General features: G+C 67.5%; 15 protein-coding genes. 12 read left to right on the forward strand and 3 right to left on the reverse strand.

The window, feature by feature from the left end:
• Positions 1-79 precede the first annotated feature (79 nt).
• Together MG068_RS02055 and MG068_RS02060 are read left to right on the forward strand one after the other, a co-directional pair.
• Positions 80-1,258 carry a serine hydrolase domain-containing protein gene (locus MG068_RS02055; protein WP_132809028.1) on the forward strand — a complete coding sequence of 393 codons (1,179 nt, stop codon included), beginning with the start codon at positions 80-82 and terminating at the stop codon, positions 1,256-1,258.
• Entirely contained in the window at positions 1,255-2,439 is a 1,185-nt protein-coding gene (locus MG068_RS02060; protein ID WP_132809030.1) for an MFS transporter, read from the forward strand. The genes MG068_RS02055 and MG068_RS02060 overlap by 4 nt, the downstream gene beginning before the upstream one ends.
• Positions 2,440-2,763: 324 nt before the next feature.
• On the opposite strand, the gene MG068_RS02065 is transcribed toward MG068_RS02060, so the two are convergent.
• A complete protein-coding gene (locus tag MG068_RS02065; RefSeq protein WP_049399139.1) occupies positions 2,764-4,380 on the reverse strand; it encodes an EAL domain-containing protein in 1,617 nt (538 codons plus the stop codon).
• A 228-nt stretch (positions 4,381-4,608) separates the two neighbouring features.
• Between MG068_RS02065 and cycA the strand changes: the two genes are divergently transcribed.
• Positions 4,609-5,982: a D-serine/D-alanine/glycine transporter gene (cycA, locus tag MG068_RS02070; RefSeq protein ID WP_049399140.1), complete on the forward strand. Its 1,374-nt coding sequence runs from the start codon at positions 4,609-4,611 to the stop codon at positions 5,980-5,982.
• Positions 5,983-6,200: 218 nt separating this feature from the next.
• Positions 6,201-6,977, forward strand: coding sequence for a lytic transglycosylase domain-containing protein (locus MG068_RS02075; RefSeq protein WP_125892404.1), 777 nt, complete (start codon positions 6,201-6,203; stop codon positions 6,975-6,977).
• A 42-nt stretch (positions 6,978-7,019) separates the two neighbouring features.
• Here the strand turns inward: MG068_RS02075 and MG068_RS02080 are convergent, their stop codons facing one another.
• Positions 7,020-8,540 carry a tetratricopeptide repeat protein gene (locus MG068_RS02080; protein ID WP_132809032.1) on the reverse strand — a complete coding sequence of 507 codons (1,521 nt, stop codon included), beginning with the start codon at positions 8,538-8,540 and terminating at the stop codon, positions 7,020-7,022.
• A 165-nt stretch (positions 8,541-8,705) separates the two neighbouring features.
• Here MG068_RS02080 and MG068_RS02085 point away from each other — a divergent pair, with 165 nt between their 5' ends.
• Complete coding sequence (locus tag MG068_RS02085; RefSeq protein WP_132809033.1) at positions 8,706-10,787, forward strand: NHL repeat-containing protein; 2,082 nt, start codon at positions 8,706-8,708, stop codon at positions 10,785-10,787.
• Here MG068_RS02085 and MG068_RS02090 read toward each other — a convergent pair.
• Positions 10,765-11,172 carry a YciI family protein gene (locus tag MG068_RS02090; protein WP_004153945.1) on the reverse strand — a complete coding sequence of 136 codons (408 nt, stop codon included), beginning with the start codon at positions 11,170-11,172 and terminating at the stop codon, positions 10,765-10,767. The genes MG068_RS02085 and MG068_RS02090 overlap by 23 nt on opposite strands.
• 718 nt (positions 11,173-11,890) lie before the next feature.
• Between MG068_RS02090 and MG068_RS02095 the strand changes: the two genes are divergently transcribed.
• The 7 genes from MG068_RS02095 (at position 11,891) to MG068_RS02125 (ending at position 17,323) form a co-directional block, all read left to right on the forward strand.
• Positions 11,891-12,304: a YciI family protein gene (locus MG068_RS02095; protein WP_110710912.1), complete on the forward strand. Its 414-nt coding sequence runs from the start codon at positions 11,891-11,893 to the stop codon at positions 12,302-12,304.
• 68 nt (positions 12,305-12,372) lie between these two features.
• Positions 12,373-12,795, forward strand: coding sequence for a VOC family protein (locus MG068_RS02100; RefSeq protein ID WP_012509913.1), 423 nt, complete (start codon positions 12,373-12,375; stop codon positions 12,793-12,795).
• Between the two features lie 34 nt (positions 12,796-12,829).
• Positions 12,830-13,240: a VOC family protein gene (locus MG068_RS02105; protein ID WP_032128772.1), complete on the forward strand. Its 411-nt coding sequence runs from the start codon at positions 12,830-12,832 to the stop codon at positions 13,238-13,240.
• A gap of 23 nt (positions 13,241-13,263) precedes the next feature.
• On the forward strand, positions 13,264-13,620 hold the full coding sequence (locus MG068_RS02110; RefSeq protein ID WP_132809035.1) for a DUF1428 domain-containing protein: 357 nt from the start codon (positions 13,264-13,266) through the stop codon (positions 13,618-13,620).
• Positions 13,621-13,665: 45 nt separating this feature from the next.
• Positions 13,666-14,928: an RNA polymerase sigma factor gene (locus MG068_RS02115; RefSeq protein ID WP_032128770.1), complete on the forward strand. Its 1,263-nt coding sequence runs from the start codon at positions 13,666-13,668 to the stop codon at positions 14,926-14,928.
• 107 nt (positions 14,929-15,035) lie between these two features.
• Positions 15,036-16,232 carry a hypothetical protein gene (locus MG068_RS02120; RefSeq protein ID WP_132809037.1) on the forward strand — a complete coding sequence of 399 codons (1,197 nt, stop codon included), beginning with the start codon at positions 15,036-15,038 and terminating at the stop codon, positions 16,230-16,232.
• Positions 16,223-17,323 (forward strand): hypothetical protein, encoded by a 1,101-nt coding sequence (locus MG068_RS02125; RefSeq protein ID WP_132809039.1) that lies wholly within the window; start codon positions 16,223-16,225, stop codon positions 17,321-17,323. Before MG068_RS02120 ends, MG068_RS02125 begins: the two co-directional genes overlap by 10 nt.
• Positions 17,324-17,407: the final 84 nt, after the last annotated feature.

Here is a 17,407-nt window from a genome sequence, read left to right on the forward strand (position 1 = left end):
GATGCCCGGAGCGGCAACCGGCTTTTTGCACGAGGGCGTGGTGCCTAACGTGGCGGGCCTCTCCCCACGGATCACCGCGATGAACGCTGTTCCTTCCCTTGCACCTGCGCCGACGCTGCCGTCGGTGCAGCGGCTGCTGCAGCAGGTCCACCCACAGCGCCTGGTCGGTACGGTGGTGCTGGTGCGCGAGCACGGTGTGCTGCGCCACGCCAGCGCGACCGGGCTGGCCGATCGCGAGTCGGCCACGCCGATGCAGCGCGATCAGTTGTTCCGGCTGGCATCGGTCAGCAAGCCGCTGTTGACCACGGTGATCCTGCGCCTGGTAGCCGAAGGCGTGCTGGACCTGGATGCGCCGGTACAGCGCTGGCTGCCGGACTTCCGCCCGGCGCTGGCCGATGGCAGCACGCCGCCGATCAGCCTGCGCCAACTGCTCAGCCATAGCAGCGGGCTGGGTTACCGCTTCCTCGAAGCCGATGCGGATGGCCCGTACGCCCAGGCCGGCGTCAGCGATGGCATGGATGCGAATCCGCTGACGCTGACCGACAACGTGCATCGCATCGCGCAGGCGCCGCTGCTGTTCGCGCCGGGCAGCCAATGGTTGTACTCATTGGGCGTGGACGTCGCGGGCGCCGTGGCTGAAGCCGCGACTGGTGAAACGCTGCAGGCATTGTTCGCACGCCTGTTGGCCACGCCGCTGGGCCTGAGCGATACCGCGTTTGCCATCGACGATGCCGCACGGCTGGCCGCGCCCTATGTCACCGACGCGCCGCAGCCGCATCGCCTGCAGGAAGGCGAGGTGGTCGCTCCATTCGAGGGTACCGTCGGCATCGAGTACAGCCTCGCCCGTGCTACCGATGCCAGCCGTTTCCCTTCGGCCGGTGCTGGATTGATTGGCAGCGCCGACGAGGTGATGGCGGTGTTGGAGGCCTTGCGCGATGTGCAAGCTTCGAATCTGTTGCCGCCCGCGCTGGTGGCGGAGATGGCCAGCCCGCAGGTGGGCGAGCAGGGGCCGCCGGAACCGGCCGGCTGGGGCTTCGGGTTGGGCTTTGCGGTGCTGCGCGATGCCGCCGCCAGTGGCACACCGCAGAGCGAAGGCACCTGGCGCTGGGGCGGTGCCTACGGCCATAGCTGGTTTGTCGATCCTGCGCGTGGGCTGAGCGTGGTGGCGCTGACCAACACCCTGTACGAAGGCATGGACGGTGCCTTCGTTGATGAGCTGCGTGACGCGGTCTACGCCGATCTGGAGGCTGCGCGATGAGCGGCCATGCCATTGATGCGGCCAGCCCGGCCGGTGAAGCCACGCGCCTGCCGTGGGCGGGGCTGCTGGCGCTGGCCGGCGGCGGCTTCATCACCCTGCTGACCGAAACCCTGCCGGCCGGTGTACTGCGGCCGATGGGCGAGAGCCTGGGCGTGAGTGATGCGGCGGTGGGCCAGCTGGTCAGCGTGTACGCGCTGGGATCGGTGATGGCCGCACTGCCGATGACCGCGTTGACCCAGCGCCTGCCGCGACGCCCCTTGTTGCTGGCCGCCATTGCCGGCTTCGTGGTGGTCAACACGCTGACCGCCGTGAGCAGCAGCTATCCGCTGATCCTGGCCGCGCGTTTCCTGGCCGGTGTGAGTGGTGGCCTGCTGTGGTCGCTGGTGGCCGGCTACGCGGCGCGCATGGTGGTGCCGTCGCTGCAGGGCCGGGCAATCGCGGTGGCGATGGTTGGATCGCCGTTGGCGCTGTCGCTGGGCGTACCGGCGGGCACGTTGCTGGGCCAGCAGATCGGCTGGCGCTGGGCGTTCGCGTTGATGAGCGTGCTGGGTGTCGGACTGCTGGCGTACGCGCGCTGGACACTGCCGGCGTTGCCGGCTGCCGGTGCCGGCCAGCGCACGTCATTGGGCACGGTGTGGCGCATGCCCGGCGTGCGCAGCGCGCTGGCGGTGATGGTGCTGTACGTGCTGGCGCACAACGTGCTCTACACCTACATCGAACCGCTGGCGGTGGAGGCCGGCGCCGGCCCGTGGCTGGACCGCCTGCTGCTGGCCTTCGGCGTGGCTGCCATCGTTGGTATCGGCATTGCCGGTTGGGGCGTGGACCGTCATCTGCGCACGCTGGTGTGGGCGGCCGTGATCGGTTTCATTCTTCCGGTGTTGGCCCTGCTGTTGTGGCCAGGAGAGGCCACACCGCTGCTGCTGGCAACGATCCTGTGGGGCGTGGCGTTCGGGTCGGTTGCGACCCTGTTCCAGACCGCGCTCGCACGCCGTGCCGGTGCTGCTGCCGACCTGGCGCAGTCGATGCTGGTGACCGGCTGGAACCTGGCGATTGCCGCCGGTGGCGTAGCAGGCGGTGTGCTGCTGCAGGCCAGTGGCCCGAGCCAGCTGGGATGGCTGCCGTTGCTGCTGCTGGCGGTGACCGTGGCGTGGCTGCTGGCACGGCCGAAGGCCTGGGCGTAGGCGCAGACCAGACGTTACCGAGGTGCCGGCCAGCGGCCGGCACTACCGTGGTCCACGCCATCCACGCATGGCGTGGATCCACCGAGCGCAGCGACCCGCGTTTGCTTTTGCTTTTGCTTTCTTCTGTTGATTCCGTGGTGGGACGCCGCCGCAATGTGTCCGTGGCCGGGTGGGTGGGTTGCGCAGGGGCGTGAGCCGCATGGATGCGGCGACCGAGCTTACATGGACGTACTTGCAGCGCCCCCTGCGCGACCCATCCACCCGGCCCCAACTGATGGATCCACTGGGCGCGACCCACCACGAGGGGCTCCGCCGTTGGCCGTCCTACTCGATCCCCTCACGCTCGATCGGCACGCTGCGCGGATTCTGCATGTGCTCCCGCGCCGCGCCATAGCGCTGCTGCCGCTTGTGATGGAACACCACGAACTCATCCCGCGGCAGCGGCCGCGAGAACAGCCAACCCTGCGCGAACTCGACCTTCCGGGTATGCAGATACGCCAGCTGTGCCTCGGTCTCCACGCCCTCGGCCACCACCCACAGGCCCAGCTCCTTGGCCATGTCGATGATGTGCGGGGTTACCGGGCTGGTGGCGCTCTCGGTGTCGATCGCATCGATGAATGACTTGTCGATCTTCAACGCGTCCAGCGGCAGCTGTTCCAGGTACTGCAGGCTGGAGAAGCCGACGCCGAAATCGTCAATGGCCACGCTGTGTCCGGCCCGACGCGCCTGCGCCAGCATCGTGCGGGCGCGGTCCAGATCCAGGAAGCCGCGCTCGGTGGCCTCCATCCAGATCTGCTGCGGCAGGATGCCGCTGCCGGCCATGTGCTTGGAGATCATCTTCAGCGCACGGCCGCTGCTGATATCTTCGGCGGCCAGGTTGATCGCGATGTGCGCGCTGCGGTCGGCCACCAGCAGTTCACGCATGTCGCGCACCACGTTCTCGATCACCAGATCGGTGACCGCGCCGATCATGCCGGCCTCTTCGGCCAGCGGAATGAACAGGTCCGGCCGCACCTGGGTGCCATCCGGGCGCTGCCAGCGCACCAGCGCTTCGGCGCCGACGCAGATGCCGGTATCCAGCTCGATGATCGGCTGGTAGTGCAGGTACAGCTCGCGGCGGCGGATCGCTGTGGCCAGCTCGCCGCGCAGGGACAGGCGGCGACGCGACAGCCAGATCACCAGGCCGGCACCGGCAGCGGCCAGCAGAACGCCGATCGGCACGAACAGCCACGCCTGCTGGCGGAAGGTCGCGGCAAGCGCGGTACGCGGCATGGTCGCGATCGCCAACCACTCTTCGTTGCGGGCGGTGGCATACAGGGTGTGGTGGTCCAGGCCTTCATCGGGGGCGCGCAGCAGGGTCTCCAGCAATGCCGGATCCATGCCGTCCTGCCTCGCCAGGAGACGCCCATCGGGGCTGGCCAGGGCAAGGCGCACGTTCGGGTCGGCGATGACATCGACGAAGCGGCGCGGATCGACCAGCACGTCGTAGTTGCCGTACAGGAACGACAGGACCTGGCGCCGTCCGCTGGCCTCGGGGCGCACATCCACGGCGATGCCGGCGCCATCACTGGTGACGTGGTCGGCCTTGGGCTGGTTGACGTCGGACAGGAACGGCCCCCACGACGTACAGCGCAGCTTGCCACCCTCGAAGTAGCCCATCTGGTCGACCGACGGCGAGGTCATCACCAGTGTCTGCATGCGCCGGATATGGTCGGGCCCGCAGGCGTCGTGGGCGCCGACCTCGGCCGACTGCAGTGCCGCCAGCGCTTCCTGGTAGGACTGGTCGGCGCGGCGCAGCGCGCGACCGGCGATGTCGCGCAGCCGCTGCTGCTCGACGCTGACTGCACGGTCCCAGGTGGCATAGGCCATCACCGCGATCGGCACGGCCGCGGCCAGCAGCGCCAGCGCGGTGCCACCAATGATCACGCGCAGCCGACTCAAGGCCGGAGCTCCAGCGGGGCGGGCAGGGCAGGGCACATGGTCGGGCCGATCCTTGGGCAGGTGCGGCTATCTGAGCATGACGCCGGGCCGGGCGGAATGGGACGAATCCGGTATTCGGTCACAATGTGATGAAAGCGACCATCATTGACGTAATCGGGCCGTCCAGCGCTGGCGCTCCGGGCCGGGGAGGACTAACGTCGAACGCTTCGCCCGCCCCAGTGCACGCCCATGACCGAGCCCGCAACGCCCCCCGAGCACCTGCGCCGCAGCCTGTCCAACCGCCACCTGCAGTTGATCGCCATCGGTGGTGCCATCGGCACCGGCCTGTTCATGGGCTCGGGCAAGACCATCAGCCTGGCCGGCCCGTCCATCGTCTTCGTCTACCTGATCATCGGCGCGATGCTGTTCTTCGTGATGCGCGCGATGGGCGAGCTGCTGCTGTCCAACCTGCAGTACAAATCCTTCATCGATTTCTCCACCGATCTGCTCGGTCCCTGGGCTGGCTTCTTCTGTGGATGGACGTACTGGTTCTGCTGGATCGTCACCGCCATCGCCGACGTGATCGCGATTGCCGCCTACGCGCAGTTCTGGTTCCCCGGGCTGGATGCGTGGATACCGGCACTGGCCTGCGTGCTGCTGTTGCTGGCACTGAACCTGGTGACGGTTAAGCTGTTCGGCGAGATGGAGTTCTGGTTCGCGCTGATCAAGATCGTGGCGATCTGTGCGCTGATCATCACCGGCGCCGGGCTGGTGGCGTGGGGCTTCACCTCGCCCAGCGGTCACACCGCGTCGTTGTCGAACCTGTGGAATGACGGCGGTATGTTCCCGATGGGCCTGGTCGGTTTCTTCGCCGGTTTCCAGATCGCGGTGTTCGCTTTCGTCGGCATCGAGCTGGTGGGAACCACCGCCGCTGAAACCGCAGACCCCGAGCGCAACCTGCCCAAGGCGATCAACTCGATCCCGGTGCGCATCATCATCTTCTACGTGCTGGCGCTGATCGCGATCATGGCGGTCACCCCGTGGCGCCAGGTGGTGCCGGACAAGAGCCCGTTCGTGCAGCTGTTCGTGCTGGCCGGCATTCCCGCCGCGGCCAGCCTGATCAACTTCGTGGTGCTGACCTCGGCCACGTCTTCGGCCAACAGCGGCATCTTCTCCACCAGCCGCATGCTGTACGGCCTGGCCGAAGAGGGCCACGCACCGCGCGGGTTGTCGAAGTTGTCACGCGCCGCAGTGCCCGCCCGTGGCCTGCTGTTCTCGTGCCTGTGCCTGCTGGGCGGCACGTTGCTGATCTACCTGATCCCGAACCTGGTGACCGCCTTCACCCTGGTGACGACGCTGGCCACCGTGCTCTTCATCTTCGTCTGGTCGCTGATCCTGGTGGCCTACATGGCCTACCGCCGCCGCTACCCGGAACGCCACGCCGCCTCGATCTTCAAGATGCCCGGCGGCGTCGCCATGTGCTGGGCCTGCCTGGTGTTCTTCGCCGCCGTGCTGGTGCTGCTGAGCCTGCAGGCCGACACCCGCCAGGCGCTGGTCGCCAGCCCGGTGTGGTTCGTGCTGTTGGGCGTGGGGTATTGGGTGCGGCGGAGGACCGCGAAGTAACCCAGCGTTTGCGTTCCATCGATTGATCCAGAGATCTCTCTGGAGTGGGGTCAGAGACCGTTGCGCAGCAACGGGATCCGACCCCCGCAGGAAATCGGCCGTTGCCGTTGCTGTTGAGGTTGCCGGCCAGCGGCCGGCACTACCACGGGTGCAGGGCGCAGCCCTGCCGACCCCCATTCACCCAGCATTAGCGGGCGCGGCCGGATGATCCGGCCGCCATGTTCCGTCGCCCTCTCCTGCTTGCGCTGTTGCTGCTGCCCAGCCTGTGGCCCGGGCTGGCGGCCGCGCGCACCGTCTACCGCTGCGTGCAGGGCAACACCGTCAGCCTGGCCACCGCGCCGGAACCCGGTTCACGCTGCACCCCGAAGGAAATCGACGACAACGCCATCCAGACCCCGAACCTGTGGGGCAACATGGGCGTGTTCAGCGGCGTGCTGTACGAGCGCGAGCAGGATGGCGCGCTGGTCTACTCCACCCGCAACCTGCCCGGCTCGCGGGTGTTCCTGAAGTTCACCATGGCCACGCCGCCGGGTGAACCTGCCCACGAAGGCCTGGGCAAGGTGGGCAAGCCGCAGCTGGCGCAGCATGCCAAACAGTTCAAGGCCGCCGCCAAGGCCACCGGCGTGGATGACGCGTGGCTGCGCGCGATCGCCCATGCCGAAAGCAACTTCGATGCACTGGCGGTGTCCAGCAAGGGCGCACAGGGCGTGATGCAGTTGATGCCGGACACCGCGCAGGAGTACGGGGTGAATGATCCGTTCTCGCCGCAGCAGTCGATCGATGGCGGCGCCCGCTACATGCGCGCGTTGCTGCGTCGCTACAACGGTGATCGGCCGCTGGCAGCGGCCGCCTACAACGCCGGCATCGGCGCGGTCACCCGCTACAAGGGCGTGCCGCCCTATGCCGAAACCCTGGCCTACGTGGACAAGGTGATGGCCCTGTACGCACGCTACCGCGAGGCGATGGGCATCCGTACCGAGGTGCCGGCGCGCTAGGCGGGTGGTGCTGCACGCACGTGGTTCTACATGGGAGCTTGCTCAGCGCGAGGTGGAGGTGCTGACCAGTTCGTAGCGTTCGATGCGGCCCAGGCGGGCAACCTCGGCCTGCACGTCGGCGCGCTGCTTCAGCGCACGCCAGGCCGCATCGATCTTCACGTCACCGGGCAGCGACGGATAGGTGCGCATGTCCTGCAGGCTGGCCAGCGTTTCACCGCGTTCAACGGGTGAGCGCAACTGTTCGATCAGCACGGCAGCTGCGCCGTCGAGATTGCCCTCGTCCAGCAGCATCTCGCGCTGGAACAGGCGCGCGTCATCGCCCTGGGCCAGGATCGCTGCACGCGCGGCCTGTTCGGCCTTGGCATCGCCACGTTCACGGGCGGCAACGAACTGCAGCAGTGCCTGGGCCGCCTTGCCGTAACCGGCCAGGCCCGGCATGTCATTCACTGCCGTGGCGGCATCCTGCATGCGGCCCAGCGAACTGAACACGAAGCCGACGTTGAACTGGTGCTCGGCACCATCCGGGCCCAGTGCACCGATGCGTGCGGCCAGCTTGGCTGCCGCCAGCGCATCCTCGTTGCGACCCAGCCGGCGCAGCGCCGTGAGCCGGCTGTTGAGCAGCCATGCCACCCATTCGGCTTCCGCCGCCGAGGGCGACTCACCTTCGGCCGCCGCAGCGGCCATGCCATCGGTCAGTGCCAGCACTTCCTCGTTGCGGTCCAGCATCAGCAGCGTACTGCTGAACTCGGCCATGCGTGCGTCCAGCGCCCGGTCGAGCAGGCCGGAGACCCGCAGTTCGTCGAGGTGTTTCTGTGCAGCCTGCACCGGATCGAAGCGGACATCGGCGCGGTCGACATAGCGATCAAACCGCTTGTCACTGCGCAGGCGGATGATCTCGGCGGGGCCGGTGATGCGCGCCAGCGTGGCGGGAATCCTGTCGCCACGGCCGTTGTCGGCCTGCAGCGTGGCCAGCGCCAGCCACAGCCCGGTGGGTTCCAGGCCGCCGCTCTTCCAGCCGTTGTCGAACAGCGCCTGCAGCAGTTCCATACGCTGCTGCGGCTGGTCCCGCAGGCGGAACTGCAGGTAGTTGATCGCGTGGTGGTCCACCGGCAACGGCGCGCCGGCATGCTTCAGCGCCTGCACCAGGTGCTTGGTGGCAGGCGCCGGTTGGTTCTCGGACAGTTCCACCGAGACCAGGGTCAGCAGGATCTGCGCATCGTCCGGCAGTGCCTCCTGCGCGCGCTGCAGATAGCGGCGAGCCTGGTCCGGCTTCTTCTGCACCATCGCGGTCCAGCCGGCCACCTGCGCGGCGCGGCCGCGATGTTCAGCATCGAAGTCATCCAGCATCGGATCTTCCATCAGCCGTTCCATCGCGATCAGTGCGCCCAGCGTGTTGCCACTGCGTGACTGCTGGATCGCCTCATCCCATCGCGTGGCATAGGCCTGGTGCATCGCATCGGCGGTGACTGACGGCTTCTGTGGTGCCACCGAGATCGAGGCGGAGGCCGGCGCGCTGGCCAGTGCGGCCACCAGCAGGGCGGCGAGGGGGAAGATGCGGGGCATGGAGGATCTCCATCCGTGGGAAGAGCATTGAACCCGCTGTAGCCAGGGAGAACAAGCGCGACGCATGGAACTCTGGTATCCGGCAGTACGTTTGGCCTTGGCGGATCCTGCGTTCAGCGTCTATTGTCGGTGTCTCTTCAGACAGCAGGCAGGCAGCGCAGCACGATGGCACGGTGGCAATGGATGGCGGCAGGCGTAGCGTTGGCGACCGTAGTGGCACTGGCCGCGACCTGGTGGGAGACGCCGCTGCATACGCCGGCTGAACCGGCAGGTCCGGTTCCAACGCCGCTGGCGTGGACCGCGCAGATCGAGCCGCTGGCCGGCGATGGCCACCCGGGTGACCGCGATGGCGCGTCCGCGCAGGCGCGTTTCGCCGATCCGTACGCGTTGCTGCGCAGTGCCGATGGCAGCGTCTATTTCACCGATGCCGGTGACAACAACCGGATCCGTCGCCGACTTCCCGATGGCCGCGTTGAAACGGTGGCCGGGCAGGGCGAGGGGCGTATCGATGGCCCGGCACTGCAGGCCAGTTTCAATACGCCCTCGGGCATCGCCGCCGACGCGCAGGGCAACCTGTATGTGGCCGACACCGGCAACCACGCGATCCGCCGTATCGGCACCGATGGCCAGGTGACCACGCTGGCCGGTGGCGAACAGGGCTATGCCGATGGCCCTGCCGCGCAGGCCCGCTTCGATGCGCCGATGGGCATCGCAGTGGATGCGCAGGGCCAGGTCTACGTGGCCGATACGTTCAACGATCGCATCCGGGTGATCGGTACCGATGGCAGCGTGCGCACCCTGGCCGGTGGCGATCGGCCAGGCTTTGCCGACGGCGTGGGTGCCGCCGCGCGTTTTGATACGCCGGTGGCGCTGGCCTTCGATGCACACGGTGCGCTGCTGGTGGCCGACCTGTTCAACAACGCGGTTCGCCGGGTGGCGGCCGATGGCACGGTCAGCACCGTGGTCGCCGCCGGTGGCGTGATCAATGGGCCGCTGTCACTGGCCACCACTCACGACGGCGTGCTGTACGTGGGTGACCTTGATGGCCGCATCGTGCAGGTAACACCGCAGGGCCACCAGATCGCGCTGGTGGGCAACGGCCGCCTGCCACGCCTGGCCCGCCCCAGTGGCCTGGCGATGGATGCCGATGGCAGCGTGCTGGTGGCCGATTCTGCCAGCTATCGCCTGCACCGCCTGCGCCCGCTGCCGGTGGGTGACCTGCCGGCACCGGCGCTGGTCGGGCCCGCTGCCGATGCAGCATTGCCGGACACCGGTGGGCGCTGGCCATTGGCACCCCAGGATGGCTGGCATGAAGTGGTCGGCACGCTGGGCGAGGTGCGCGGCAACTTCAAGGGCGAGAGCCGCCACCACCTGCACGGCGGTTTCGATGTGCGCGGCGATGTCGGCCAGACCGTGCTGGCGATCGCCGATGGCAAGATCAGCAGCCCGGTAGCGGCGTGGAGCCTGGGTGGGCAGGCCGAGGGCCTGGCCGTGGACCGCCTCAAGTACATCCACATGCGGGTCGGCCGCACACCGCGCGACCAGCCGTTCGATGCGCGCTGGCAGGCGCTGTACGACGAACAGGGCAAGCTGGAGCGGATGCGGGTGCGTCGCGGCACGCGCATCCACGTCGGCGATCGCCTGGGCAGCATCAACAACCAGGCGCACGTGCACCTGGCGGTGGGCACCGGCGGCTTCGAAACCAACGCCGTGGCGCTGGGCTTCCACAACTACGCCGACCACTTCGCACCGCGCATCACCGATGTGGCGCTGCTGGACGACAACGACCAGCCACTGGCGGCGGGCAGCGACGGCGTGGTGATGCTGGCGCGGCAGGGACGTGGCGTGCAGATCGTGGTCGAGGCCTGGGACCAGGTCGACAACAACCTGCCGCGGCGCCGGCTGGGCATGTACCAGGTGGGCTACCAGATCCTCGATGCTGCCGGGCAGCCGCTGCAGGGTTATGAGCAGCCGCGCTGGAACATCGTGTTCAACCGCATGCCGCCGCAGACCGAAGCGGTGCGCGTGGCCTACGCACCGGACAGCGGCATCACCGTGCATGGCAGCGCGGTGACCCGTTTCCGCTACCTCGCCACCAACACCGTGCGTGACGGCCTGATGGAAACCGGGCGCTGGCAGCCGGCGGCATTGCCTCCGGGCGAGTACACCGTGCGCGCCAGCGTGCGCGACTACAGCGGCAACGAAGGCGTGGGCCCTCGCGAGATCAGGGTACGGCTGCTGCCATAGCCGCAGCCGGGGCGCCGCAGCGTTCGCGCTCGGCGTCCATGTCTTCCAGCGGCCGCACCTCGATGCTGCCGAAGCGCGCCCAGGGGAAGTCGCGGGCGATGCGCATGGCTTCGTCGCGGTCGCGGGCGACGATCAGGTTGAAGCCGGCCAGCAGTTCGCGGGTTTCGGCGAACGGGCCATCCAATACACGGCTGTGGCCATCGCGCACGCGCAGGGTCTGCGCGGTGTCGACCGGCTGCAGCTTCTGCGCGGCCAGCAGCGTGCCTTCCGCCTGCAGTTTGTCGGCGTGGGCGAGGCAGTCGCGCATCAGCGCGTTGAATTCTTCGGTGGGCAGGGCCTGCAGCAGGGCAGGCTCGATGTAGATCAGAAGCAGGTACTGCTGCATGGGACGGTCCTGGCGGGGGCGGGGTGCCCATGATGGCGCAGGTTTGCCTGCCGGCATGCTGCAGCGCGAAAGGCCGCCTGCGGCGGGCGATCGGCGAACGGCGGAGCCCCTCCGTGGTGGGGTGGGTTGGTTGCTGAAAGCTGGGTTTCTGCGGGTGGGCCGGGCGGGTGGGATTGGCGGGGACGCCGTGAATCCGTCCGTGGAGGCTTAGCCGCGCCATCCATGGCGCGGATACCCCGCCAACCCCACCCGCCCGGCCCCAGACAGATTCCGGTCGCCGAGTCACCACGGGAAATCAACAACAAGAGCAAAAGCGGGTCGCTTCGCTCGCAAAGCCGAGGCCGCCAGCCAACCGCCGTTGCTGTTGCTTTTGTTTTTTTTCTTGATCTTCCCGTGGTGGAACGGAGACAGGAACTTGTCCAAGGCCGGGTGGGTAGGCGGGGCGGGGGTGTCCGCGGCATGGATGCCGCGGCCAAGCCCCCAGGGACGGGTTTACGGCGTCCCCCGACCCGCCTACCCACCCGGCCAAACCCATGAACCCGAGCTTTTCAGCGACCAACCCACCCCCACCACGGAGGGGCTCCGCCGTTCGCCGACGCCCGCCGAAGGCGCGCTTTCCACGGAAGAAATAATTTTCAAAAGACGTGTCGATTCCCAGCCCCCTGGTTCGTTGTACCCAGTGAAGGGCACGCACCACGCGTCCCCACGGGAGACCGCAATGAAAGTGATGGTGATCGTGAAGGCCAACGCCGACTCCGAAGCCGGCCGCATGCCCAGCGAACAGGAATTGTCCGAAATGGGCGCCTTCAACGAACAGCTCGTGGCCGCCGGCATCATGCTGGCCGGTGAAGGCCTGCATGCCACCCAGCGCGGACGTCGCATTCATTTCGGCAGTGGCGCGCCCAAGGTCGAGGCCGGCCCGTTTGGACCCGCCAGCGAGCAGATCGCCGGCTTCTGGCTGTGGGACGTGCGCTCGCTGGACGAGGCCGTCGAGTGGGCCAGCCGTGCGCCGTTCGGCAGTGGCGGCACCCTCGAACTGCGTCCCTTGATCTCCGCTGAAGACTTCGGCGAAGCCTTCACCCCCGAATTACAGCAGCAGGAACAGCGTCTGCGTGCACAGCTGGAAGGTTGACCCGATTCAATTCCGCCGCCGGGCATGGCCCGGCGCTACCACCCTGAAATCCACGACGGAGCATCGCCATGAAATTGATTCCCTTCCTCGGCTTCAGCGGCCAGGCCCATGAGGCGATGGCGTTCTATGCCAAGGCACTCGGTGGCCAGGTCACCTCGGAAATGAAATACCGCGACATGCCGCCCTCCGATGGCTCGCCGGGCTGCAATGAGATGCCGCCGGAAACCCTGGACCACGTCGCGCACAGCCAGCTGGAAATCGGTAGCGCCATCGTGATGGCGGCCGACGGTCCCGGCGGTGGCGAGGGTGGCTCGACCACCATCAATGTCGACGTCGACAGCATCGAAGAAGCCGAACGCGTGTTCGCCGCGCTGGCCGACGGTGGCCAGGTGCAGATGCCGATCGCCGAAACGTTCTGGGCGCACCGCTGGGGCATGTTGATCGACCGCTACGGCAAGCCGTGGATGGTCAACTGCATGAAGCAGCCCTGATCCCTCTTCTTTTCATCCACAAGGAGCTTCACCGATGAATGCACCGCAACCGCAGATGATCTTCGTCAATCTTCCGGTGAAGGACCTGGAGAAATCCAAGGCCTTCTTCACCGCGCTGGGCTACAGCTTCAATCCAACTTACACAAACGATGACGCGGCAGGCATGGTCATCAGCGAGAGCATCTACGTGATGCTGCTGACCCAACCTTTTTTCCAGCAGTTCACCAACAAGCCGATTGCCGATGCGCACACTCACACGGAAGTGATCAACGCACTCTCGGCACCCAGTCGCAAGGCAGTTGACGAGTTGGTGGACAAGGCACTGGCCGCCGGCGGCAGCGAACCGCAGCCGGCGCGCGACCTGGGCTTCATGTACCAGCGCGGCTTCCAGGATCTGGATGGCCATCTCTGGGAAATCGCACACATGGACGGCGAGCCGGGCTGACGGCCGCCGCAGGGAGAATCCTCATGGCTTACGTGGATGCTTACGTGCTGCCGTGCCCCCAGGACAAGGTGGCGGCCTACCGCCGCCTTGCCCGCAAGGCCGGTACGGTGTGGAAGGACCATGGCGCGCTGCAGTACATGGAATGCGTGGCTGACGATGTGGAACCGGGAAAGAGCACGTCGTTTCCGCGTGCGGTCAAGGCCAAACCGGGCGAAACGGTGATCGTCGCCTTCGTGGTGTTCCGTTCGCGCGCGGCGCGCGACCGTATTAACGCGAAAGTAATGGCGGCCCCGCGGCTGGCGTCACTGGGCCCGAAGGACATGCCGTTCGACACCAAACGCATGTTCTGGGGCGGCTTCAAGCCGATTGTTGAAGCATGAGCCACGGCGCTTGTGCGGGCCACGCCTGCGTGCTGTGATCGGCGCATGCTCGAGCCCGCACTGACGCAGCGTCTGGAAACCCTCTGGCGGATGGAGTCGCCGGTGTTGATCGCGCGCCTGGCGCGGCTGCTCGGGGGCGATGTCGGCCGCGCCGAGGAGCTGGCCCAGGACACCTGGCTGGCCGCGCTGGAGCGCTGGCCGGAGCAGGGCATCCCGGACAACCCCGGAGCCTGGCTGATGACCACTGCGCGCAACCGTGCCATTGATGTGCTGCGCCAGCACCAGCGGGTGGCGCAGCAGCATGCGCAGTGGGGCGAGGAACTGCATCCGGCGCCACTGCCGGCGCCCGATGACAGTCAAGCGCTGGAAGATGATCTGGGTGACGACCTGCTGCGGCTGATGTTCGTGGCCTGCCATCCGGTGCTGCCGGCCGATGCACGGGTGGCATTGACCCTGCGCCTGCTCGGTGGCCTGACCACTGTCGAGATCGCGCGCGCCTTCCTGCAGCCCGAGCCGACCATCGCCCAGCGCATCGTGCGCGCCAAGCGCACCTTGGCGCAGAAGCAGGTGCCCTACGAGGTCCCGCGTGCTGACGCGATGCCCGAGCGGCTGACATCGGTGCTGGAGGCGATCTACCTGGTGTTCAACGAAGGCTATGCGGCCAGTGCCGGTGATGACTGGATGCGTCCGGCGCTGTGCGAGGAGGCATTGCGGCTCGCGCGCATCCTGGCGCACCGGCTGCCGGTGCCGCCGGTGCTGGGCCTGCTGGCGCTGATGGAGCTGCAGGCCTCGCGTGCTGCGGCACGGACCGATGCGCAGGGCGTGCCGGTACTGCTGGACCAGCAGAACCGCGCGCGCTGGGACTGGCTGCAGATTGAACGCGGGCAGCAGGTGCTGGCGCGCGCGCTGGCCGCCGGTGGCGCTGATGATCCCTATGTACTGCAGGCGCGTATCGCAGCGTGCCATGCAGCGGCGCGCCGCCCCGAGGATACCGACTGGCCGCGCATCGCAGCGCTCTATACGCAGCTGCTGCAGGTGCAGCCCTCGCCGGTTGTTGCATTGAACCGGGTCGTGGCGGTGCTGCGCAGTGACGGTGCCTTCGCGGCGTGGGCGCAGCTGCAGCCGTTGCTGGTGGACGCGCGGCTGCGCGAGTACGCGCCGCTGCAGGTGGTGCGCGGGGAGTTACTACAGGCGCTGGGGCGCGACCTGGACGCACGTCACGCTTTTGCGGAAGCCGCCAGACTCAGCCAGAACCAGGCAGAGCGGGGCCTGCTGCGGCAACGGGCCGGCCTGCCTCCCACGGAGTGACCTCGACGAAGGCAGCACTTGTCGGCGGGCCCGCGAGCCGTTATGTTTCGCGCCCAGCGGACGCGTCAGCGTCCACTTTCCATGCGTATTGACCGAGGAGCGGTTGGATGTATTCAAGGACGAAGAGCGCATCGCGCGCTTTTGCGCGCCTGCTTGCCTGTGCCCTGTGCCTGGCCGTATGGCCGATGGCCGTGCAGGCGGCAGACAAATCACAGCAGGCCTATTGGGCCGGTTTTGCCTATACCGCTGATGCCGCTGCCGTGCAGGCGACCACGCCGCATGCGCATGCCGTGCTGGAAAAGCGTGGCTTGATCCCGCTCAACCAGACCCTGGGGCAGGGGCTCAAGCGTCGCCCGCCGGCCAATCTGGAACTGATCGACCAGCCGGTGGCGATGCTCGACGGCACCACCAGTGCGACAGTGCTGGCCGCGGCACTGGACCGCGAACTGGTCTCGGTCGAGCCGATCGGCGACCAGTACAAGGTGCTGGTGGAAGTGGCGCTGCAGGCGCTGTTCTTCGATTTCCGCGAGCGCCAGGTGATCGCGTCCTATCCGCTTACCCTGCAGCGCATCGACGTGCAGGATTACCGGCCGGACAACGACGATATCGACGCGATCGTCGCCGATCTCCTGTATGGCAGCGCCGATACCAGCCTGTCGCAGGTGCTGGCTGCCAGCCTCGCCCAGGCCAGGCTGCCCGATGCCGCCGTGCGTCGCCTGCAGGTCGGTGGCGTAACCCTGTCCGACGTGGTCCGCGCCAAGCTGCCCGACCCGAAGTGGGAAGCCCCGCTGCGCGCCACGCTGGCCCATGAGCTGTCCAAGACGCTGTCGTCCAATACCGGCGTCGGCCTGCTGCCGCCGGCCTCGGGCCAGGCGATCGGTGGTGCGATGGCGGCGCGCTTTGCCGACGGCAAGGTCTACCAGCTGAAGATTCCCGAGCCGGACTACGTCATCAACCTGCAGGTGGATGCGCTGAAGAACGGCGTGATCGAAGAAACGCCGGCGATGAAGACGATGCTGTTCGGCGCGTTCTTCACCGCCAAGGTGACCGAGCCGTTCTCCGGCAAGGTCTATTTCGAACAGCCGCTGCGCAAGGGTGCCACCAAGGTGGTGCCGGTCACGCAGTGGCAGGTCGACCAGTGGTCGGCCAGCTACGAAACCCTGCTGGCCGGCTTCGACGCCTTCGCCGGCGCCGCCGCCAAGCGCGCCGATTCGCGCGGCTGGCTGGACGAACAGAAGCCGGGCGGCCGCCCGTTGCAGCAGCAGACCCAAGCCCTCCAGGAGTTGATCAAGTCATGTCGTTGATGCGTACCATCCTGCTCATCCTCATCGCCCTGGTGGTGGCCTCCCCGGTCGCTGCACAGACCGCCAGTTCACGCGGTACCGGTTCGGCCAGCTACGGCCTGCGCCTGAGTGCCGACACCCGCGCCCAGGCCCTGAACAAGGCCAAGGTCAATGCACTGGAGGCGTACATCGCCGAAACCGGTGCGGCCAAGCTGCGCCTGTTCGAAGCACGTCGCGCCGAGTTCATCGGCGAGATCGACCGCTACGTGCTCAGCGCCGTGCAGCTGTCGGACACCGAAGACAAGAAGGCCAAGACCTACACCGTCACCGTCCGCGCCGAGATCAACACCACACTGCTGCAGACCAAGCTGGATGCCGGCTCGGCCGTGGCCGGTGCCACCGCCTCGCAGCGCTCGCTGCTGACCTTCCTGTTCATGGCGCGCTCGCAGGACACCGTGCAGTCGTTCCAGGACAAGGAATACCGCCGCGTCGACGCCAGCAGCAGCTACAGTGAGAACACCCGTGAAGGCGACAGCTTCCGCGGCAACTCGGTCAGCACCAACGGCAGCATCAACCAGAACGGTTCGATGTCGGTCACCAGCGGCGGCAGCACCACCCAGCGCAGCGACAACATCAGCTGGAAGGTGGCCAACGCCGCCGAAGTGAACACCGCGATGACCGGTGCCTTCAGCGCCGCCGGCTACGAAGTGGTTGAAGCCGAATACGTGGAAGGCGAGTCGCGCGGCCTGCTCAGCATCGAGCGTATCCGCAAGGACTTCAGCACCGGCAACGACCTGGCTCCGGCCACCCTGCGTGATACCGCTAACGGCATCCGTGCGGCCAACATCCCGTACATCGCCGTCGGCACCCTCGACGTCGGCATGCGCGACCGCGACCCGGCCAGCGGCAACACCCGCGTGTTCGTCACGGTCACCGGCAAGGTGCTGGACGTGACCGGTCGCTTCCCGCGCACAGTGTCGTCGGTGGGCCCGGTGCAGTTCTCCGGTACCGGCCCGAACGAAACCGTCGCCCGTACCAACGCGCTGCAGCTGGCGGCTGAAAAGGCTGCCCAGCAGATGATCAACGAACTGAACGTCAAGGCAGTTCGTTGATCCGCCACCCCGGTGGGTGCCGAGCTCGCTCGGCATCGCCCTGGGGTTACCGATTTCCCACGTGCCGCTTCGCGGCCGTCTCTC

The organism is Stenotrophomonas sp. ASS1 (assembly GCF_004346925.1).
Classification (GTDB): Bacteria; Pseudomonadota; Gammaproteobacteria; order Xanthomonadales; family Xanthomonadaceae; genus Stenotrophomonas; species Stenotrophomonas maltophilia_A.

Bases quoted from the DNA above. Each gene is read 5' to 3' on its own strand.
- MG068_RS02055 (WP_132809028.1), top strand. From the start codon at position 80: ATGAACGCTGTTCCTTCCCTTGCACCTGCGCCGACGCTGCCGTCGGTG.
- MG068_RS02060 (WP_132809030.1), top strand. From the start codon at position 1,255: ATGAGCGGCCATGCCATTGATGCGGCCAGCCCGGCCGGTGAAGCCACG.
- cycA (WP_049399140.1), top strand. From the start codon at position 4,609: ATGACCGAGCCCGCAACGCCCCCCGAGCACCTGCGCCGCAGCCTGTCC.
- MG068_RS02075 (WP_125892404.1), top strand. From the start codon at position 6,201: ATGTTCCGTCGCCCTCTCCTGCTTGCGCTGTTGCTGCTGCCCAGCCTG.
- MG068_RS02080 (WP_132809032.1), bottom strand. From the start codon at position 8,540: ATGCCCCGCATCTTCCCCCTCGCCGCCCTGCTGGTGGCCGCACTGGCC.
- MG068_RS02085 (WP_132809033.1), top strand. From the start codon at position 8,706: ATGGCACGGTGGCAATGGATGGCGGCAGGCGTAGCGTTGGCGACCGTA.
- MG068_RS02090 (WP_004153945.1), bottom strand. From the start codon at position 11,172: ATGCAGCAGTACCTGCTTCTGATCTACATCGAGCCTGCCCTGCTGCAG.
- MG068_RS02095 (WP_110710912.1), top strand. From the start codon at position 11,891: ATGAAAGTGATGGTGATCGTGAAGGCCAACGCCGACTCCGAAGCCGGC.
- MG068_RS02100 (WP_012509913.1), top strand. From the start codon at position 12,373: ATGAAATTGATTCCCTTCCTCGGCTTCAGCGGCCAGGCCCATGAGGCG.
- MG068_RS02105 (WP_032128772.1), top strand. From the start codon at position 12,830: ATGAATGCACCGCAACCGCAGATGATCTTCGTCAATCTTCCGGTGAAG.
- MG068_RS02110 (WP_132809035.1), top strand. From the start codon at position 13,264: ATGGCTTACGTGGATGCTTACGTGCTGCCGTGCCCCCAGGACAAGGTG.
- MG068_RS02115 (WP_032128770.1), top strand. From the start codon at position 13,666: ATGCTCGAGCCCGCACTGACGCAGCGTCTGGAAACCCTCTGGCGGATG.
- MG068_RS02120 (WP_132809037.1), top strand. From the start codon at position 15,036: ATGTATTCAAGGACGAAGAGCGCATCGCGCGCTTTTGCGCGCCTGCTT.
- MG068_RS02125 (WP_132809039.1), top strand. From the start codon at position 16,223: ATGTCGTTGATGCGTACCATCCTGCTCATCCTCATCGCCCTGGTGGTG.